15 protein-coding genes are annotated in these 17,075 nt (G+C 73.0%); 10 read left to right on the top strand and 5 right to left on the bottom strand.

Annotated elements, in window-relative coordinates; genetic code table 11:
- Positions 1-163: 163 nt before the first annotated feature.
- Both AB0A90_RS11880 and AB0A90_RS11875 read right to left on the bottom strand, forming a co-directional pair.
- On the bottom strand, positions 164-1,567 hold the full coding sequence (locus AB0A90_RS11880; protein WP_357245390.1) for a HAMP domain-containing sensor histidine kinase: 1,404 nt from the start codon (positions 1,565-1,567) through the stop codon (positions 164-166).
- Positions 1,568-1,596: 29 nt separating this feature from the next.
- Positions 1,597-2,286: a response regulator transcription factor gene (locus AB0A90_RS11875; protein ID WP_030489108.1), complete on the bottom strand. Its 690-nt coding sequence runs from the start codon at positions 2,284-2,286 to the stop codon at positions 1,597-1,599.
- A gap of 73 nt (positions 2,287-2,359) precedes the next feature.
- Here AB0A90_RS11875 and AB0A90_RS11870 point away from each other — a divergent pair, with 73 nt between their 5' ends.
- Positions 2,360-3,280, top strand: coding sequence for an ADP-ribosylglycohydrolase family protein (locus AB0A90_RS11870; RefSeq protein ID WP_357245388.1), 921 nt, complete (start codon positions 2,360-2,362; stop codon positions 3,278-3,280).
- A gap of 269 nt (positions 3,281-3,549) precedes the next feature.
- On the opposite strand, the gene AB0A90_RS11865 is transcribed toward AB0A90_RS11870, so the two are convergent.
- A complete protein-coding gene (locus AB0A90_RS11865; RefSeq protein WP_357245386.1) occupies positions 3,550-4,578 on the bottom strand; it encodes a DUF1775 domain-containing protein in 1,029 nt (342 codons plus the stop codon).
- Between the two features lie 189 nt (positions 4,579-4,767).
- On the opposite strand from AB0A90_RS11865, the gene thrS reads away from it, so the two are divergent.
- Entirely contained in the window at positions 4,768-6,780 is a 2,013-nt protein-coding gene (thrS, locus tag AB0A90_RS11860; RefSeq protein WP_357245384.1) for a threonine--tRNA ligase, read from the top strand.
- Positions 6,781-6,938: 158 nt separating this feature from the next.
- Here the strand turns inward: thrS and AB0A90_RS11855 are convergent, their stop codons facing one another.
- Positions 6,939-7,667, bottom strand: coding sequence for a D-Ala-D-Ala carboxypeptidase family metallohydrolase (locus AB0A90_RS11855; protein WP_357245382.1), 729 nt, complete (start codon positions 7,665-7,667; stop codon positions 6,939-6,941).
- 179 nt (positions 7,668-7,846) lie between these two features.
- Between AB0A90_RS11855 and AB0A90_RS11850 the strand changes: the two genes are divergently transcribed.
- Complete coding sequence (locus AB0A90_RS11850) at positions 7,847-8,359, top strand: HIT domain-containing protein (protein WP_357246156.1); 513 nt, start codon at positions 7,847-7,849, stop codon at positions 8,357-8,359.
- Between the two features lie 154 nt (positions 8,360-8,513).
- The gene (locus AB0A90_RS11845; RefSeq protein WP_357245380.1) at positions 8,514-9,572 is read left to right on the top strand and encodes an aldo/keto reductase; all 1,059 of its coding nucleotides are present in this window, start codon (positions 8,514-8,516) and stop codon (positions 9,570-9,572) included.
- Between the two features lie 13 nt (positions 9,573-9,585).
- On the opposite strand, the gene AB0A90_RS11840 is transcribed toward AB0A90_RS11845, so the two are convergent.
- Entirely contained in the window at positions 9,586-11,739 is a 2,154-nt protein-coding gene (locus tag AB0A90_RS11840; RefSeq protein ID WP_357245378.1) for an elongation factor G-like protein EF-G2, read from the bottom strand.
- A gap of 249 nt (positions 11,740-11,988) precedes the next feature.
- Between AB0A90_RS11840 and pgsA the strand changes: the two genes are divergently transcribed.
- From pgsA to pdxT, 6 genes are all read left to right on the top strand, one after another.
- Positions 11,989-12,618, top strand: coding sequence for a phosphatidylinositol phosphate synthase (gene pgsA / locus AB0A90_RS11835; RefSeq protein WP_357245376.1), 630 nt, complete (start codon positions 11,989-11,991; stop codon positions 12,616-12,618).
- A 46-nt stretch (positions 12,619-12,664) separates the two neighbouring features.
- Positions 12,665-13,597 carry a phosphatidylinositol mannoside acyltransferase gene (locus AB0A90_RS11830; RefSeq protein ID WP_357245374.1) on the top strand — a complete coding sequence of 311 codons (933 nt, stop codon included), beginning with the start codon at positions 12,665-12,667 and terminating at the stop codon, positions 13,595-13,597.
- 58 nt (positions 13,598-13,655) lie between these two features.
- Positions 13,656-14,816, top strand: a complete 1,161-nt coding sequence (locus AB0A90_RS11825; RefSeq protein WP_357245372.1) for a glycosyltransferase family 4 protein — start codon at positions 13,656-13,658, stop codon at positions 14,814-14,816.
- Positions 14,817-14,900: 84 nt separating this feature from the next.
- Positions 14,901-15,404, top strand: a complete 504-nt coding sequence (locus AB0A90_RS11820; RefSeq protein WP_357245370.1) for a hypothetical protein — start codon at positions 14,901-14,903, stop codon at positions 15,402-15,404.
- Positions 15,405-15,541: 137 nt separating this feature from the next.
- Positions 15,542-16,459 (top strand): pyridoxal 5'-phosphate synthase lyase subunit PdxS, encoded by a 918-nt coding sequence (gene pdxS / locus AB0A90_RS11815; RefSeq protein WP_357245368.1) that lies wholly within the window; start codon positions 15,542-15,544, stop codon positions 16,457-16,459.
- A 2-nt stretch (positions 16,460-16,461) separates the two neighbouring features.
- On the top strand, positions 16,462-17,070 hold the full coding sequence (gene pdxT / locus AB0A90_RS11810; protein WP_357245366.1) for a pyridoxal 5'-phosphate synthase glutaminase subunit PdxT: 609 nt from the start codon (positions 16,462-16,464) through the stop codon (positions 17,068-17,070).
- Positions 17,071-17,075 lie beyond the last annotated feature (5 nt).

Genomic DNA, 17,075 nt, shown 5'->3' with positions numbered 1-17,075 from the left:
GAGACTCCCGCCGCGCGCGCGGCTTCACCGGTCGTGGGTGCACGGAGGCGCGCTACGACCGGTGAAACTGGTGGGTTCGTGTACTGATCCTGTCAGCTGGTGGCCGGTCCAGCCCGGTCGTTAACCGCGATCTAAGGAAGACTTGCGACGGCCCACAACCCGGTCAGTCGTCGGTGGGACGCTGACGCGGCCAGCGCCGTCCCGCACCCTTGGTGTCCCGGGCGTCGCGGGCCATCCGTCCGACCAGACCGAAGCGGCTGACCTGCCGCGGCGTCGCCTCCGGATCGGCGAGGAGCATCACCACGCTGGCCCCGCCCAGCCGGGCCCGGTCGATGCTCACCGACCCGTTGGCCTGCAACGCCACCCGCTTGGCGATGTCCAGGCCGAGCCCGGTCGAGCCCTGGTCACTGGTGCCCCGCCGCAGCGCCCGGTCCGGGTTGGCGATGCCGGGGCCGGCGTCGTCGATCCGGATCGCCACGTAACCGTCGCGCCGCGACACGGCCACCTCGAACGCCGTGCCCTGCGGGGTGTACCGGAAGACGTTGCCGATCACCGCGTCCAGCGCGGCGGCCAACTCGGCCCGGGGCACCGGCGCGGGGATGCGCAGCTGCGCGCCGTTCACCCGGTGTGGTCGGTTCTGGTCGCCAGCGAGGGCCGCCCAGAACACCATCCGGTCCCGGACCACCTCGCTGACGTCACACATCGCCGGCCCGGCCTCGTGCGCCACCGACTTGCGGGTCGTCTTGATCAGCACGTCGATCTCACCCTCCAGGGTGACGATCGCCTGCCGGATCCGCCGGATGCCGCGCAGCCGGTCCAGCTCCGCCGGGCTGAACGACCCCACGCTCGTGTCGTCGGACTCCAACGCCTCCGCGTCCAGGCGCAGCACGGTCAACGGGGTACGCAGACGATGCGACAGATCAGCCACCAGCTCCCGCTCGTCGGTGCGGGCCGCGTCCAGCCGGTCGGCCATCCGGTTGAAGGCGTACCCGGCCTCGGCCAGCTCGCGCGGACCGGTCGGCTCGACGCGCACCCCCAGGTCGCCGTCGCCGATGGACAGCGCGGCCCGGACCAGACCTCGGGTCGAGTCCACCGCGCGGGCGGCGACCCGGTCGACCACCAGCACCGCCGCGCCGGCCATCGCCGCGCCGACCGCGAACAGCAGCAGCCAGGTGCCACCGGCACCCTCGCCCAGCGTCGACTCCGGAAGGAACACCTCGACCACGGCCGTGCGGTCACCGAGAACGACCGGGTCGAGCCGGATCACGCCCCCGTCCACGTCGACGACCCGCGACCGTCGGTCGGCCCGGGCCCGGTCCAGGTCGCCGCCGGTGGCTCGACCGGCCGACTCGTCCAGACCCAGACCGTGCACCACGGGCCGGGTCGGCGCGCCCTCGGCGCTCGCCACCACGGCCCGCTCGACGACCGCCGGGTCGGTGCTCACCGCCAGCGCGCCGGTGACCAACGCGCTGCGTCGGGCCGCGTCGGCGATCGCCTCGTCCCGGCTCTGCTCCCGCAGGCTGAGCCCGAGCGGGATCAGGAACGCGAGCGCGACGAGACTGCACATGCTGGCCGTGAGCAGGGCCAGCGCCGTCCTCAGTCCGGTGCCACCAGCCGGAATCCGACCCCCCGCACGGTGCGCAGGTAGCGCGGCTTCGCCGCGGACTCGCCCATCTTTCTGCGGAGCCAGTACAGGTGAACGTCGATGGTCTGATCCTCGCCGACCGATGGCTGCCGCCATACCTCCTCCAAGAGTTCCCGGCGGGACACTACCCGCCCAGGTCGTGCGGCGAGATACGCCAACAGGTCGAATTCCTTGCGGGTCAGCGCCAGCGGCTCCCCGTCGAGTTGGGCGCTGCGCTCGCCCACGTCCACCCGCAGCCCGCCGACGCTGTGCACCGCGGGCTGCACCGTCCGGCTGGCCCGTCCGGCCCGCCGCAGCACGGTGGTGATCCGCGCGTCCAGGTGCGCCCCGGTGAACGGCTTGACCATGTAGTCGTCGGCACCGGCACGCAGCAGTTTGACCACCGACTGCTCGTCGTCGCGGGCGGTCGCGATGATGATCGGGACGTCGGTGATGCCGCGCAGCATCCGCAGCGCGTCCGAGCCGTCCAGATCGGGCAGGCCGAGGTCGAGCACCACCAGGTCGGGTGTCTCCGCGGCGACCCGACGCAGAGCGTCCAACGCCGTGCCCACGGCGTGCACGGCGTGCCCCCGGTCGGTGAGGGACCGCAGCATCGCGCCGCGTACGACGTGATCGTCTTCGACCAGGAGCACGGAGGCCACGACAAGACCGTACTTGGCCTGGCAAGTTGATCGCATTGCGGCGTGCCCGGCGAGCGGGCAAGCTGGTACGACGATGTCGTTCACCCTGTTCGTCGATGCCCGTCTGGCGCTCGCCCGGGACAGCCTCGCCGGTCTCTCGACCGGCGACGCGCTCGGCGCGCAGTACTTCGCGCCGGGGGCGGCGCCCTCGGACATCACCGCGGACGCGCTGCCGCCGGCCCCCTGGGAGTGGACCGACGACACCGAGATGGCCTGCTCGGTCCTCGCCGAGCTGGACCACTCCGGTGGCGTCGACCGCGACCGACTGGCCCTGTCCTTCGCCGAGCGGTGTGCTCCACGCCGGGGCTACGGGGCTGGCGCGATGGCGATCCTGGAGCTGATCCGCACCGGCACCCCCTGGCCACTGGCCGCCGCGTCCGCCTTCGACGGCCAGGGCTCCTGCGGCAACGGCGCGGCGATGCGCGTCGGTCCGCTGGGCGCGTACTTCGCCGACTCCACCGCTCGTGCCGCGGCGCAGGCCCGCGCCTCGGCCGAGGTGACCCACGCGCACCCCGAAGGCATCGCCGGCGCCGTCGCGGTGGCCGTGGCCGCCGCGCTGGCCGCCCGGGGCCGCCTCGACGGGCACCGGCCGGCACCGGACCGCCTGCTCGCCGGGATCGCCGCCGCGCTGGACCCGGGCACCGAGGTGCACCGGAGCGTGAGCCGGGCGGCTGGGCTGCTCGGCCGACCGGCGGAACGGGTGGTGGCGGAACTCGGCAACGGCTCCCGGGTGACGGCGCAGGACACCGTCGGATTCACCCTCTGGGTCGCCGCGACCCACCTCGACGACTACCCGACGGCGATCCGGACGTGTGTCCGGGCCGGCGGTGACATGGACACCACGGCCGCCATCGTCGGAGCGATCGTGGCCGCGTACACGGGTGTCGGCACCCCGGGCGGGGTGCCCGAGTCGTGGCTGGCCGCCCGCGAGCCGCTACCTACCTGGCTTCCCTGACAAAGGGGGTCGCTCCGCGCCTGGTGGGCGGCCTGCGCCTGGTGGGCGGCCTGCGCCTGGTGGGCGGCCTGCGCCTGCGGGTTGGCCTGCCGCCCTGCGGGCTGGCCTGCGTCGGCGCGGGCTGCCCTGGCCACGATCAACTCGGCTTCCTGCAACTCGGTGCTTCCGCGCGGCGTGGATGGCACGGTTTCCGGAAAGCCGAGTGGATCACCGCTAAATCGGGCTGTCCGTGCGGCCTGGATGCCGCGGTTTTCGGTAACCGGAGTGGATCACCGCGCCGCTGCGGGCACAGCGGCCTGGGGATCGGCGGGCTGGGGACCAGCGGGCTGGAGATCGCCGGGCTGGGGGTCGGTGGGCGCGGCGATGTCGTTCGCGCGGCCGGTGACCTCGGTGGGCGCGGCGATGTTGTCCGCGCGGTCGGTGATCTCGGCGGGTGCGGCGGTCTCGTTCGCGCGGCCGGTGATCTCGGCCAGGGTCGCGGCCTCGTCGGGCTTCGCGGCCTCGTCCGGGTCGCCGGTCACCTCGGCGAGCGCCGTGGCCTCGTCCGGGTCGCGTCGGCGCCACCGGCTGACCAGCCAACCGATCGCCGCGCCGCCACCCAGCCCGGCCAGCAGACCGGCGGCCAACATCCCGTCGGCGCTGCCCTCGTCGGCACCGCCCGACCGCGCCGGCGGGGCGGCGTCGGCACCGTTGTCCGCGGCAGCCGGACCGCCCGCCGCCGGACCGCCGTGCCCGCCGTGTGCGGCCGGACCGGCCGCGCCGGGCGCCGCCGGCAGCAGGGTGAGCGCCGGCGCCCGGTGCGGGCCGGCGGCGTCCGCCCACCGGACCACCGTGCCGTCGGCGTACGTCTGGACGACCTCGAAGGTGAGCCGCTCCGCCTGCGGCATCGGCCCCATGGACAGCGCCAGCCGGGCCGGGCCGGGCTCGCTCTCGCCCACCCGGACCCAGGTCACCGCCGTGGTCACCGTGCTCACTCCGGAGGAGTGGATGCCGGCCACCGGCTTGTCCAGGGTGCGGGAGCTGATCCGGGGCGCCCAACCGTTCACCGACATGGGGTAGACCTCGGCGATCGGCGCGTCGGCCGGCAACCGGACCTCGATCTGGTTGGTCTTCGTGCCGGCCCGCTCCTCGGGGACGGTGAACTCCAGGCGTACGGCGTCGCCCTGTCGGGCCTCGCTCGGAGTGGTCGTCACGTCCACCGCGCGTGCCGCGCCGGGCCAGAGCAGCAGCCCGGCGGCGGTCACCGCGGTCACCGCCGCGATCCGCCGCCGACGTCCACCACCGTGCGTGCTCGCCATCTCGTGTCCCCATCCCTGTCGACGCGACCGGCACCGGTTTCCGGCCACACCTTCTAGTTCGGCTCCGGGGCGCGAAAGGTTCAACGCCGGCGGTAAGGAAGGTGCCGTTCCCGGTCGGGGGCGGGCCGACCGATAGCATCGGCAGGAGCCGAGGATCGGCACCGTTTCGTACCACTTGGAGGAGTCACCGTGTCCGCACCCCGTACCCCCGCCGTGGCCGACCCCGTCGTCGTCGCCGCCGGGACCACGGCGGCCGACGCGGTGGCCGCGGCCGGACTGCCCGCGAACGGCCCCAAGGCGATCGTCGTGGTCCGCGACCCGCAGGGTCAGCTCCGCGACCTGGACTGGGCGCCGGCCGAGGAGACCGTCGTCGAGCCGGTCAGCCTGGACTCGCCCGACGGGCTGAACGTGCTGCGCCACTCCACCGCGCACGTGCTCGCCCAGGCCGTGCAGGACATCTTCCCCGAGGCCAAGCTGGGCATCGGCCCGCCCATCGAGAACGGCTTCTACTACGACTTCGACGTCGACAAGCCGTTCCAGCCCGATGACCTCAGCAAGCTCGAGAAGCGCATGCAGGAGATCATCAAGTCCGGGCAGCGGTTCCGTCGCCGCCGCTTCGGCAGCCTGGACGAGGCGCGCTCCGAGCTGGCCGACGAGCCGTTCAAGCTGGAGCTGATCGAGGTCAAGGGCGAGGGCCTGGACACCGACGAGGTGATGGAGGTGGGCGGCGGCGAGCTGACCATCTACGACAACCTCGACGCCAAGGAGGACAAGGTCTGCTGGTCGGACCTGTGCCGGGGCCCGCACCTGCCGACCACCCGCCTGATCGGCGCGTTCAAGCTGATGCGCTCGGCCGCCGCGTACTGGCGGGGGTCGGAGAAGAACCCCCAACTACAGCGGGTGTACGGCACGGCGTGGCCGACCCGCGACGAGCTCAAGGCGTACCTGAAGCTGTTGGAGGAGGCCGCCCGGCGCGACCACCGCAAGCTCGGCGCGGACCTCGACCTGTTCAGCTTCCCCGACGAGATCGGCTCCGGCCTGGCGGTCTTCCACCCCAAGGGCGGCATCATCCGCCGCGAGATGGAGCACTACTCGCGCCAGCGGCACGAGGCGGCGGGGTACGAGTTCGTCAACACCCCACACATCACCAAGGCGCAGCTGTTCCAGACGTCCGGTCACCTGCCGTACTACGCGGACACCATGTTCCCGCCCATGCAGCTGGAGGGCGCGGACTACTACCTCAAGGCGATGAACTGCCCGATGCACAACCTGATCTTCAGGTCGCGCGGGCGGTCGTACCGGGAGTTGCCGCTGCGGATGTTCGAGTTCGGCACGGTCTACCGGTACGAGAAGTCCGGCGTCGTGCACGGCCTCACCCGGGTCCGCGGGCTGACCCAGGACGACTCGCACATCTACTGCACCCGCGAGCAGATGGCCGGGGAGCTGTCCGCGCTGCTCAGCTTCGTGCTGGACCTGCTGCGCGACTACGGCCTGGACGACTTCTACCTGGAGCTGTCGACCCGCGACGACTCGCCCAAGTTCATCGGGGCCGAGGAGGACTGGGCGGAGGCGACCGAGGCGCTGCGGACCGCCGCCGCGACCTCCGGCCTGGACCTGGTGCCCGACCCGGGCGGCGCGGCGTTCTACGGGCCGAAGATCTCCGTGCAGGCCCGCGACGCGATCGGCCGGACGTGGCAGATGTCGACCATCCAGGTCGACTTCAACCAGCCGGAGCGGTTCGGGTTGGAGTACCAGGCCGCCGACGGCACCCGCCAGCGGCCCGTGATGATCCACCGGGCGCTGTTCGGGTCGATCGAGCGGTTCTTCGGGGTGCTCACCGAGCACTACGCGGGCGCGTTCCCGGCCTGGCTGGCCCCGGTGCAGGTGGTCGGCATCCCGATCCGCGAGGACCACACCGACTACCTGCACGGCTTCGTCGCGGCGCTGCGCGCCGAGGGCATCCGGGCGCAGGTGGACGCGGGCGACGACCGGATGCAGAAGAAGATCCGTACGGCGCAGCAGCAGAAGATCCCGTTCATGGTGATCGCCGGCGACGACGACGTGGCCGCCGGCACGGTCTCCTTCCGCTACCGCGACGGCTCCCAGCGCAACGGGGTGCCGGTCGCCGAGGCGGTGACCCACATCCTGGACGTGGTCAGCTCGCGGACGAACATCGGCCCGTCCGCCGCCGCCGCCGAGTAACGGAACCGCCGCGGCCCGCGTCCCGCTCGCGGCCCGCCCGCGTCCCGCATGACCGCGCTCGATCCGGGATGTAGTGGCCTCCTCGCCGAGGGAGGCCACTACATCCACGTTCGAGCGCGATCTTCCCCGGGACGTAGCGCCCGGACGCGGCGTGGGTGTCAGATACCGCAGGTCGGTGCGGACCAGCCGCCGACGGCCGCTACGTGGGTGTGGTCGTTGTGGTCCGGGTAGCCGGGGCCGAGGATCTGCCCGAAGCCGTGGTAGCGGGCCTGCTGGGCCAGTCGGCAGAGCGACGGTGACCCGACGAGGTCCACCGCGTCTCCGTACAGGTGCCGGCTGTTGGACGCCCCGCCGACCGCGCTGTTGCAGGCGTAGCTGCGGAAGCTGCTGCTGATCGAGATGGCCACGCCGCCGAGGGCGTGCCGCAGGGCTTGGAGCTTCCACATCGAGACGAGCGCGTTGGCTCGCGCGGTGCTCGCCGCGACCGCACCGCCGGACCAGTCGCTGTTGCACCTGTTCAGCTCGGGATAGCTGAAGTTGGCGGGTGTGCAGTCGTCGTCCTGGAGGGCGTAGAGCCGGTTGAACGTCTGTGGGCCGGCGATGCCGTCCGCGGGCAGCCCGTACGCCTGCTGGAAGCGGATCACCGCCGACCGGGTGGCGGGGCCGAACGCGCCGTCGATGGTGAGCACCGCACCGTAGCCGGGGTAGCCGGCGACCCGGATCTGGAGTTGCCGGACGTCGTCGCCGGACGCCCCCTGGGACAGAGTGCGACCCCAGGTGTAACAGCCGTCCGCCTGTGCGGCGCCGGCGGTGAGGGTGATGCCGGCCACTGTGGTGGCGGCGGTCAGGGCGAGTGCCGCGAGGAGCCGGCCGAGCCGTCGGATCATGGGTGACCCTCCATCGATACATGCACGGATCTGGATGCATGGAATCTTCAGGGCTTGGCATTGATCCGTCAAGAATGTGCAGCGCCCGGGTTTCCCGGCGACGGGTGTCGCGGTCCGACGGGACGGCTCCGTAGGATCGGCTCGTGACAGGGGCGGAACGGCACACGGACATCGACGGCATGGCGGACGGCCTGGATCGGCTCTGGACGCCGCACCGGATGACCTACATCTCCGGCGAGGACCGCCCGGCCGAGGGCTACGAGAAGCCCACCGGCTGCCCCTTCTGCCGGGCGCCCAAGCTGCCGCCGGAGGACAGCCTGGTGGTGGCCCGTGGTGAGTACGTGTTCGTGGTGCTCAACCTCTATCCGTACAATCCAGGGCACCTGCTGGTCTGCCCCTACCGGCACGTCGCCGACTACACCGACCTGGACCTGCCGGAGACCACCGAGCTGGCGTCCTACACCCAGACCGCCATGCGGGTGATCCGCAAGGTGAGCAACGCGCACGGCTTCAACCTGGGCATGAACCAGGGCGGGGTGGCCGGCGCCGGCATCGCCGCGCACCTGCACCAGCACGTGGTGCCGCGCTGGGGCGGCGACGCCAACTTCATGCCGGTGATCGGCCGTACCAAGGTCCTGCCGCAACTGCTCGGCGACACCCGCGACCTCCTCGCCCGCGCCTGGCCGTCCTGACCGCCGGCCGCGCGACGGCCGGGCACGCGGCCGTCCGCCCCGGGCGCGGTCAGTCGCCGCGCCGATCATGCCGCACCCGGACCGTCTCCGTGGGCCCGCGTATCCGCCCGCGGATCTGCTCGTCCCGACCAGGTGAAGGTGGCACGATCGGCCGATGGCAGTCACGACGCGGACGTTGGGGCGCAGCGGCATCGAGGTCAGCGCCCTCGGCATGGGGTGCTGGGCGATCGGCGGCCCCTGGGCGGAGGGCACCCAACCGCTGGGCTGGGGCGCGGTCGACGACGACGAGTCCGTACGGGCGGTCCGCCGGGCACTCGAGGAGGGCATCACCCTCTTCGACACCGCCGACACGTACGGGGCCGGGCACGGCGAGCGGGTCCTCGGCCGCGCGCTCGCGGGCCGCCGGGACGAGGCGGTGATCGCCACCAAGTGGGGTTACACCTTCGACGAGGCGAGCCGGCAGGCCACCGGGGAGGACGCGTCGCCGACGTACCTGCGCCGGGCCGTGACGGACTCGCTGCGGCGGTTGGGCACCGACCGGATCGACCTCTACCAGTTGCACCTGGCCGACCTGTCGGTGCCGCGGGCGCAGGCGCTGGTCGGCACCTGCGAGGACCTGGTCGCCGAGGGCCTGATCCGGGCATACGGGTGGAGCACCGACCGGGTCGACCGGGCCACCGCCTTCGGTCACGGCGCCGCCGGTGCCACCGCCGTGCAGCACACCCTGTCGGTGCTGCGGGACGCCCCCGAGTTGCTCGCGGTCTGCGACAAGTACGACCTGGCCAGCGTCAACCGGGGACCGCTGGGGATGGGCCTGCTCACCGGCAAGTACTCGGCCGGGTCGGTGCTGCCCCGCGACGACGTACGCGGGTTGACCCCCGGGTGGTTGGAGTGGTTCCGCGGTGGCCGGCCCGCACCGGAGTGGCTGCGCCGGGTCGGGGCGGTCCGCGCGGCGCTCACCGCCGATGGGCGCACCCTCGCCCAGGGGGCGCTGGGCTGGATCTGGGCGCGCAGCGGCCGCACCATCCCGATCCCCGGCTGCCGTACGGTCGCCCAGGTCGAGGAGAACGCCGCCGCGCTGCACCGGGGTCCGTTGCCGGCGGACCAGTTCGTCGAGGTGGAGCGCCAGTTGGCGGCCCTGCGCACCGCCGCCCTGCTGGACGCCGACCGCCCCCACCGGCCCCCTCCCGCGCACCCCACCGTCCACCCCTGAGGCGGGGCGAGGGTCAGGGGGTGTGTTCCTTGCGGATCTGGTCGGCCAGGTGGGCGGGCATGGGGTCGTGGCGGACGTACTGACGGCGGAAGGTGCCGGTGCCAGCCGTCAGGGAGCGCAACTCGACGGCGTAGCGCAGCAACTCGATGGCCGGCACCTCGGCGCGCACGAGGGTGCGGCCCTCGGTGTCCGGGTCCGGTTCGGTGCCGAGCACCCGGCCGCGCCGGCTGGACAGGTCGCCCAGCACCGCGCCCACCGAGCCGTCCGGCACCCGGATGGTGACCTCGTCGATCGGCTCCAGTAGCGCGGGCTGACCACGGTCGGCGGCGTCCCGCAGTGCCAGCGCGCCGGCGGTCTGGAAGGCCGCGTCGGAGGAGTCGACGCTGTGCGCCTTGCCGTCGACCAGGGTCACCCGCAGGTCCACCACCGGGTGGCCGGCGACCAGGCCGCGCTCCAGTTGGGCGCGGACGCCCTTCTCCACCGACGGGATGTAGTTGTGCGGCACCGCGCCGCCGACGACCCGGTCGACGAACTCGACGCCGCTGCCCGGGGGCAGGGGCTCGACCTCGATGTCGCAGACCGCGTACTGGCCGTGCCCACCGGACTGCTTGACGTGCCGGCCGTGCCCCGTCGCGGGCACGGTGAGCGTCTCGCGCAGCGACACCGTGACCGGCTCGGTGTCCAGCTCGACGCCGCCGGCGCGCAGCCGGTCGAGCACCACGTCGGCGTGGGCCTCGCCCATGCACCAGAGCACCAACTGGTGGGTCTCCGGGTTGCGCTCCAGCCGCAGCGTGGGGTCGCCGGCGACCAGGCGGGCGAGGTTGCGGGCCAGGGCGTCCTCGTCGGCGCGGCGGTGGGCGACGACCGCCACCGGCAGCAGCGGCTCCGGCATCTCCCAGGGGGCGATCAGCAGCGGTTCGTCCCGGGCGGAGATGGTGTCGCCGGTCTCGGCGCTGCCCGACTTGGTGATCGCGCAGATGTCGCCGGCCACGCAGAGCGGCACCTCCCGCAGGGTGGTGCCCAGCGGGGTGAAGATGTGCCCGACCCGCTCGTCGGCGTCGTGGTCGGGGTGCCCGCGTTCGGCCATGCCGTGACCGGACACGTGCATGGTCTGGTCGGGGCGCAGCGTGCCGGAGAAGACCCGGACCAGCGAGACCCGGCCGACGTGGCGGTCGATGGTGGTCTTGACGACCTCCGCGACGAGCGGCCCGGCCGGGTCGCAGGTCAGCGGCGGACGCGGCGAGCCGTCGACGCCGGTCACCGCCGGCAACTCGTGCTCCAACGGCGACGGGAACGCGGCGGTGAGCACCTCCAGCAGCACGTCCAGCCCCACCCCGGTCTCGGCGCAGACCGGTACCACCGGGTAGAAGTGCCCCCGCGCGACGGCCTTCTCCAGGTCGTCGATGAGCACCTCGGTGCTGATCTCCTCGCCGTCGAGGTAGCGGTCCATGAGGGTCTCGTCCTCGCTCTCGGCGATGATCCCCTCGATCAGCTCGTCGCGGGACTCGTCGATGGCCCGCTGGTGCTCCGGGTCTGGGTCGCGGACGTCGGCGGGCAGTCCGGCGGAGTAGTCGAAGACCCGGCGGGTGATCAGGCCGAGCAGACCCTCGGTGGACACGCCATCGTCGCCGAGCATCGGCAGGTAGAGGGGCATCACGTTGTCGCCGAAGAGGCGCTGGCAGAGCGCCACCGTCTCGTCGACGTCGGCGCGGGGCTGGTCCAGTCGGGAGACCGCGACCGCGCGGGGCAGGTCGACCGCCGCGCACTCCTCCCACAGCGCGACGGTGGCCGCGTCCATGCCGCCCGCCGCGGAGACGACGAAGAGGGCGGCGTCGGCGGCCCGCAGCCCGGCGCGCAGTTCGCCCACGAAGTCGGCGTACCCGGGGGTGTCCAGCAGGTTGACCTTGATGCCGTTGTGCAGCAGCGGCGCGCAGGACAGGCTGACCGACCGCTGTTGGCGGACCGCGGCGGGGTCGTGGTCGCCGACCGTCGTGCCGTCGACCACGGCGCCGGCCCGGCCGATCGTGCCGGTGGCCGCGAGCAGGGCCTCGACAAGCGTCGTCTTGCCCGCGCCGGAATGCCCGACGAGCACCACGTTGCGAACCCGCGCGGGCTCGGTCACCACCGGCGCGCCGCCGGTGGAACCCTTCTCATGCTTCTGCGCCATGGGGCGCACCTCCCTCAGCCGGTGGTGGGTGGCGACCGCCGCGCGACGGTAAGCGGCCCGGGGCGAGTGCGCGGCAGTATCCTCCGGTGGTCTCGTGCACAGCGGGAACGGGACGGGTGGGCGGGTGAGCTGGCTCACCCTCCGCCTCGATCTCACACCCGTTGCCGGGTAGGCACAAGCCTCTCCCGGGCGGGTCGGAGGGGCGGCCGTATCGGCGGACCTGGGCGGACCGTTATCGTGGGGACCGCCATGGCGAAGATCTTCCAAGTGTCGGCCCGCGCGGGGATGACCCGCGTCGTCGAGCCGATTGCCCGCGCCCTGCTGCGCGCGGGCGTCACCCCCAATGCCGTCACCGTCGCGGGCACCGTTGGTGTGCTCGTCGGCGCGCTCGGCCTCGGTGCCCGCGGCCATCTGGTCGCGGGCGCGTTGATCGTCACCCTGTTCGCGCTCACCGACCTGCTCGACGGGACGATGGCCCGGATGAGCGGCGGCTCCACCAGGTTCGGCGCGTTCCTCGACTCAAGCATGGACCGGGTCGCCGACAGCGCCGTCTTCGGTGCCGTCGCGTACTGGCTGGCCACCCAGGGCAACTACTCCGGGGTGGCCGCCGCGTTGGTCTGCCTGGCCGCCGGCAGCCTGGTCTCCTACGTCAAGGCACGCGCCGAAGGGCTCGGCATGACCTGCAACGTGGGCATCGCCGAGCGCACCGAGCGGCTGCTGATCGTCGGGGTCGGCGGCATCCTCACCGGCCTGGACGTGAAGCCGGCGCTGGAGATCGCGCTCTGGCTGCTCGCCGCCGTGTCGATCTTCACGGTGGGGCAGCGGATGGCGCACGTCTACCGCCAGGCCCAGCAGCTCCAGCCGGACGGCCAGGCGTGAGCGGCGCGTCCACGGCCCCGCGCCGGGCGACCGGCGGCCGGGCCGCGTGAACCTCACCGAGCTGGGCTACGTCGCCGGCTGGCGGGTGGTCCGCGCGCTACCCCGGCCGCTGGTGGCGGCGGCGTTCCAGGCGGGCGCGGACCGCGCCCACCGCCGCGGCGGAGGGGGTACGGCCCGACTGCGCGCGAACCTGCGCCGGGTGGTCGGCCCGGAGCTGCCCGAGGCCGAGCTGGACGATCTCGTGAAGCGGGGGCTCCGCTCGTACGCCAGGTACTGGATGGAGGCGTTCCGGCTGCCCGCGTTGAGTCGGGCGCAGATCCTGTCCGGCTTCCGACTCGACGGCGCCGAGCTGCTCGCCGCCGACGTGGCCGCGGGCCGGGGCGCCGTGGTGGCCCTTCCCCACGCCGGCAACTACGACGCCGCGGGCGCCTGGGTGGCGGCCACCGGCTGGCCGATCACCACGGTGATGGAACGGCTCAAGCCGGAGGGCGTGTACAAGCGTTTCGTGGCCTTCCGGGGGAGCGTGGGCATGGAGATCCTGCCCACCCACGGGGGGTCGCGTCCGGCGTTCGACGTGCTGCTGGACCGGGTGCGTGCCGGTGCCGTGGTGCCGTTGCTCGCCGACCGGGACCTCTCCGCCCGGGGGGTGGAGGTGGACTTCTTCGGCGGTAGGACCCGGATGCCGGCCGGGCCGGCGCTGCTCGCGTTGCACACCGGAGCGCCGCTGTACGTGGCCTCGATGTGGTACGAATCGGATGCGGCGTGCGCGTCGCTCGCCGGCCCGCTGCCGGTGCCGGGGCCCGAGGCGGGGCCCCTGGACCAGCGGGTCCGGTCGCTGACCCAGCTGATCGCCGACGGTCTGGCGGCGGGTATCGCCCGGCATCCGGAAGACTGGCACATGTTGCAGCGGATGTGGCTGGACCAGCGGGGGTCGGGGGACGGCACGGCGCTGCCCTCCTCGGCCGCCGGTCCGGCCTGAGGAGGTGGTGGGCACGGTGGGACGGTGTGCCGCGGTCGTGGGCGGGGGGCGCTGACGCATGCGGATCGGCATCGTGTGCCCGTACTCCTTCGACGTCCCCGGCGGGGTGCAGAACCACGTGATGGACCTGGCCGAGGCGTTGATCGCGCTCGGCCACGAGGTCAGCGTGCTCGCCCCGGCCGACGAGGATTCGCCGCTGCCGGAGTACGTGGTGTCCGCCGGTCGTGCCGTGCCGCTGCCGTACAACGGTTCGGTGGCCCGGATCGCGTTCGGCCCGGTCTCCACCGCCCGGGTCCGGCGTTGGATCATCAACGGCGACTTCGACGTGCTGCACGTGCACGAGCCGCTCACGCTGAGCCTGTCGCTGCTGGCCGTGCTCTCCGCGCGCGGCCCGGTGGTGGCGACCTTCCACACCGCGATGACCCGGTCCCGGGTGCTGGCCGCCGCGCAGGGTGTGTTGCAGATCGTGTTGGAGCGGATCACCGCCCGGATCGCGGTCAGTGCGCTGGCCCGCAAGGTGCAGGTCGAGCACATGGACGGCGGGGCGGTGGAGATCCCCAACGGGGTGGCCGTGGCGAAGTTCGCCGACGTCGAGCCGTTGCCGGGCTGGCCGGGGGAGTGCGCCCCGGGCACCGGCGGCACCCTGGGCTTCCTGGGCCGGTTCACCGAGGCGCGCAAGGGCTTCCCGGTGCTGCGCGACGCGTTCGTGGCGTTGGCCGCGACCCGGCCGGGGCTGCGGTTGCTGGTCGCCGGCCCGGGCGACCCCGACGACCTGTACGACCAGTTCCCGGCCGACCTGCACGAGCGGGTCACGTTCCTGGGGCTGGTCACCGAACCGGACAAGGCGCGGATGTTGCGCAGTGTGCACCTCTACGTGGCACCGAACACCGGCGGCGAGTCGTTCGGCATGATCCTCACCGAGGCGTTGGCCGCGGGTACCACGGTGGTGGCCAGCGACCTGGACGCGTTCCGGCGGGTGCTCGACGGCGGGCGGGCCGGTCGGCTCTTTCCCACGGGCGACCCGGTGGGGTTGCGCGACGCGGTGACCGAGTTGCTGGACGACCAGGCCGCACGGGCCGCGTTGAGCGCGTGCGGCGATCAGGTCGTGGCGAATTTCGACTGGCCGGTGGTTGCTCGCCGCGTTGTGGAGGTATACGCAGCGGCGATCGAGGCAACCGACGGGCGGGTCATCGACCAGGAATGGGTGGGGCTGGGCTGAGCCGGTGGGACGGATGGTGCGGACGACGACCGGGGTGACCGGTGTGGCCGCGCCCAATCGGAGGCGAAACGGAGCAGCACTACGATGCCGCACATGTGGTGGGTGGTGGCCGCGATCGTGGTCCTGGGGCTGGTCGTGGCGTACCTCGTCTGGACCGCCGGTCGGGTGCAGCGGTTGCAGGGCCGCGCGGAACTGGCGGCGCGGGCACTCGACGCCCACCTGCTGCGCCGGGCCGCGGCGGCCGCCGTGTTGGCCGAGCGGCGCTTCGGTGTCGAGTTGTACGCGGCGGCCCGGATCGCCCTGGACGCCAGCCCGGACGAGCGGGAGGCGGCGGAGAACGACCTGACCCGGCAGTTGCGGGGTGTCCAGTTGGATCCGGGTGATCCGGACTGTGGGTCGGTCATCGCCGCCAGTCGCCGGCTCGCGCTGTCCCGGCAGGTGCACACGGACCTGGTCCGGGACGCCCGCTCGGCGCGGAGTCGCCCGTTGGTGCGGTTGTTGCGGATGGGACGGGGCCGGGAGTGGCCGCGTTACTTCGACATCGACGACCCGACCCTCACCGTCCCGGCGGACGTTCCCGCGAGCTGACCCGGGCGGCGCCGGGGAGCCGGTGACCAGGGCCACAGGGCAGGCCACCGGGGGTCTGATTGGCTGTCGGTACGGCGTTGACCCGCGCGTAGCATTTTTGCTGCCCCCGCCAGAGCCCGTCCAAGGAGCGATGACCCGTGCCCGAGAACACCGCGTCGAACGCCGGTACCGCCCCCGTCGTCGGAACGGCCCGCGTGAAGCGTGGCATGGCCGAGATGCTCAAGGGCGGCGTGATCATGGATGTGGTCAACGCCGAGCAGGCCAAGATCGCCGAGGACGCGGGCGCGGTCGCGGTGATGGCCCTGGAGCGAGTGCCCGCCGACATCCGCGCGCAGGGCGGGGTGTCCCGGATGAGCGACCCCGACATGATCGACGGGATCATCGGGGCGGTCTCCATCCCGGTGATGGCCAAGGCCCGCATCGGCCACTTCGTGGAGGCGCGGATCCTCCAGTCGCTCGGGGTGGACTACGTCGACGAGTCCGAGGTGCTGACCCCGGCCGACTACGCCAACCACATCGACAAGTGGGCGTTCACGGTGCCCTTCGTCTGTGGCGCGACCAACCTGGGCGAGGCGCTGCGGCGGATCACCGAGGGGGCGGCCATGATCCGCTCCAAGGGTGAGGCGGGCACCGGCGACGTCTCCAACGCCACCACCCACATGCGGAAGATCCGTCAGGAGATCGCCCGGCTGTCGTCGCTGCCGGCCGACGAGCTGTACGTCGCGGCCAAGGAGTTGCAGGCCCCGTACGAGCTGGTCAAGGAGGTCGCCGAGAGCGGCAAGCTGCCGGTGGTGCTGTTCACCGCCGGCGGGATCGCCACCCCGGCCGACGCGGCGATGATGATGCAGCTCGGCGCGGAGGGCGTGTTCGTCGGTTCCGGCATCTTCAAGGCGGGCAACCCGGCTCAGCGGGCCGCCGCGATCGTCAAGGCCACCACCTTCCACGACGACCCGGACGTGCTGGCGAAGGTCTCCCGTGGTCTGGGCGAGGCCATGGTCGGCATCAACGTCGACGAGATCCCGCAGCCGCACCGCCTGGCCGAGCGGGGTTGGTAGGCATGGGCGCACCCACCATCGGTGTGCTCGCGCTCCAGGGCGATGTCCGGGAGCACCTGGCGGCGTTGGCCGCGGCGGGCGCGGACGCCCGCGCGGTCCGCCGTCCGACGGAACTGGACGCGGTGGACGGCCTGGTCGTCCCCGGCGGTGAGTCCACCACCATCAGCAAACTCGCCGACATCTTCGAGATGCGCGAGCCGATCGACAAGCGCGTCGCCGACGGCATGCCGGTCTACGGCTCCTGCGCGGGCATGATCATGTTGGCGACCGAGGTGCTCGACGGTCGACCCGACCAGCGGGGCTTCGCCGGTATCGACATGACCGTGCGGCGCAACGCGTTCGGCCGGCAGGTCGACTCGTTCGAGGCGCCGGTGACCATCACCGGGGTGGCGGGTGAGCCGTTCCACGCGGTCTTCATCCGGGCGCCGTGGGTCGAGCGGGTCGGCGCCGGGGTGCAGGTGATCGGGTCGGTGACCGGTGGGCCGGCGGCCGACCGGATCGTGGCGGTCCGCCAGGGCAACCTGCTGGCCACCTCGTTCCACCCGGAGCTGACCGGTGACCTGCGCGTGCACGCGTACTTCGTGGATCTGGTCCGCACCGCTTCGGCGTGACCCGT

The sequence above is a fragment of the Micromonospora sp. NPDC049204 genome (assembly GCF_040647935.1).
GTDB lineage: Bacteria > Actinomycetota > Actinomycetes > Mycobacteriales > Micromonosporaceae > Micromonospora.
This window is presented reverse-complemented; position numbering and strand designations above follow the sequence as displayed.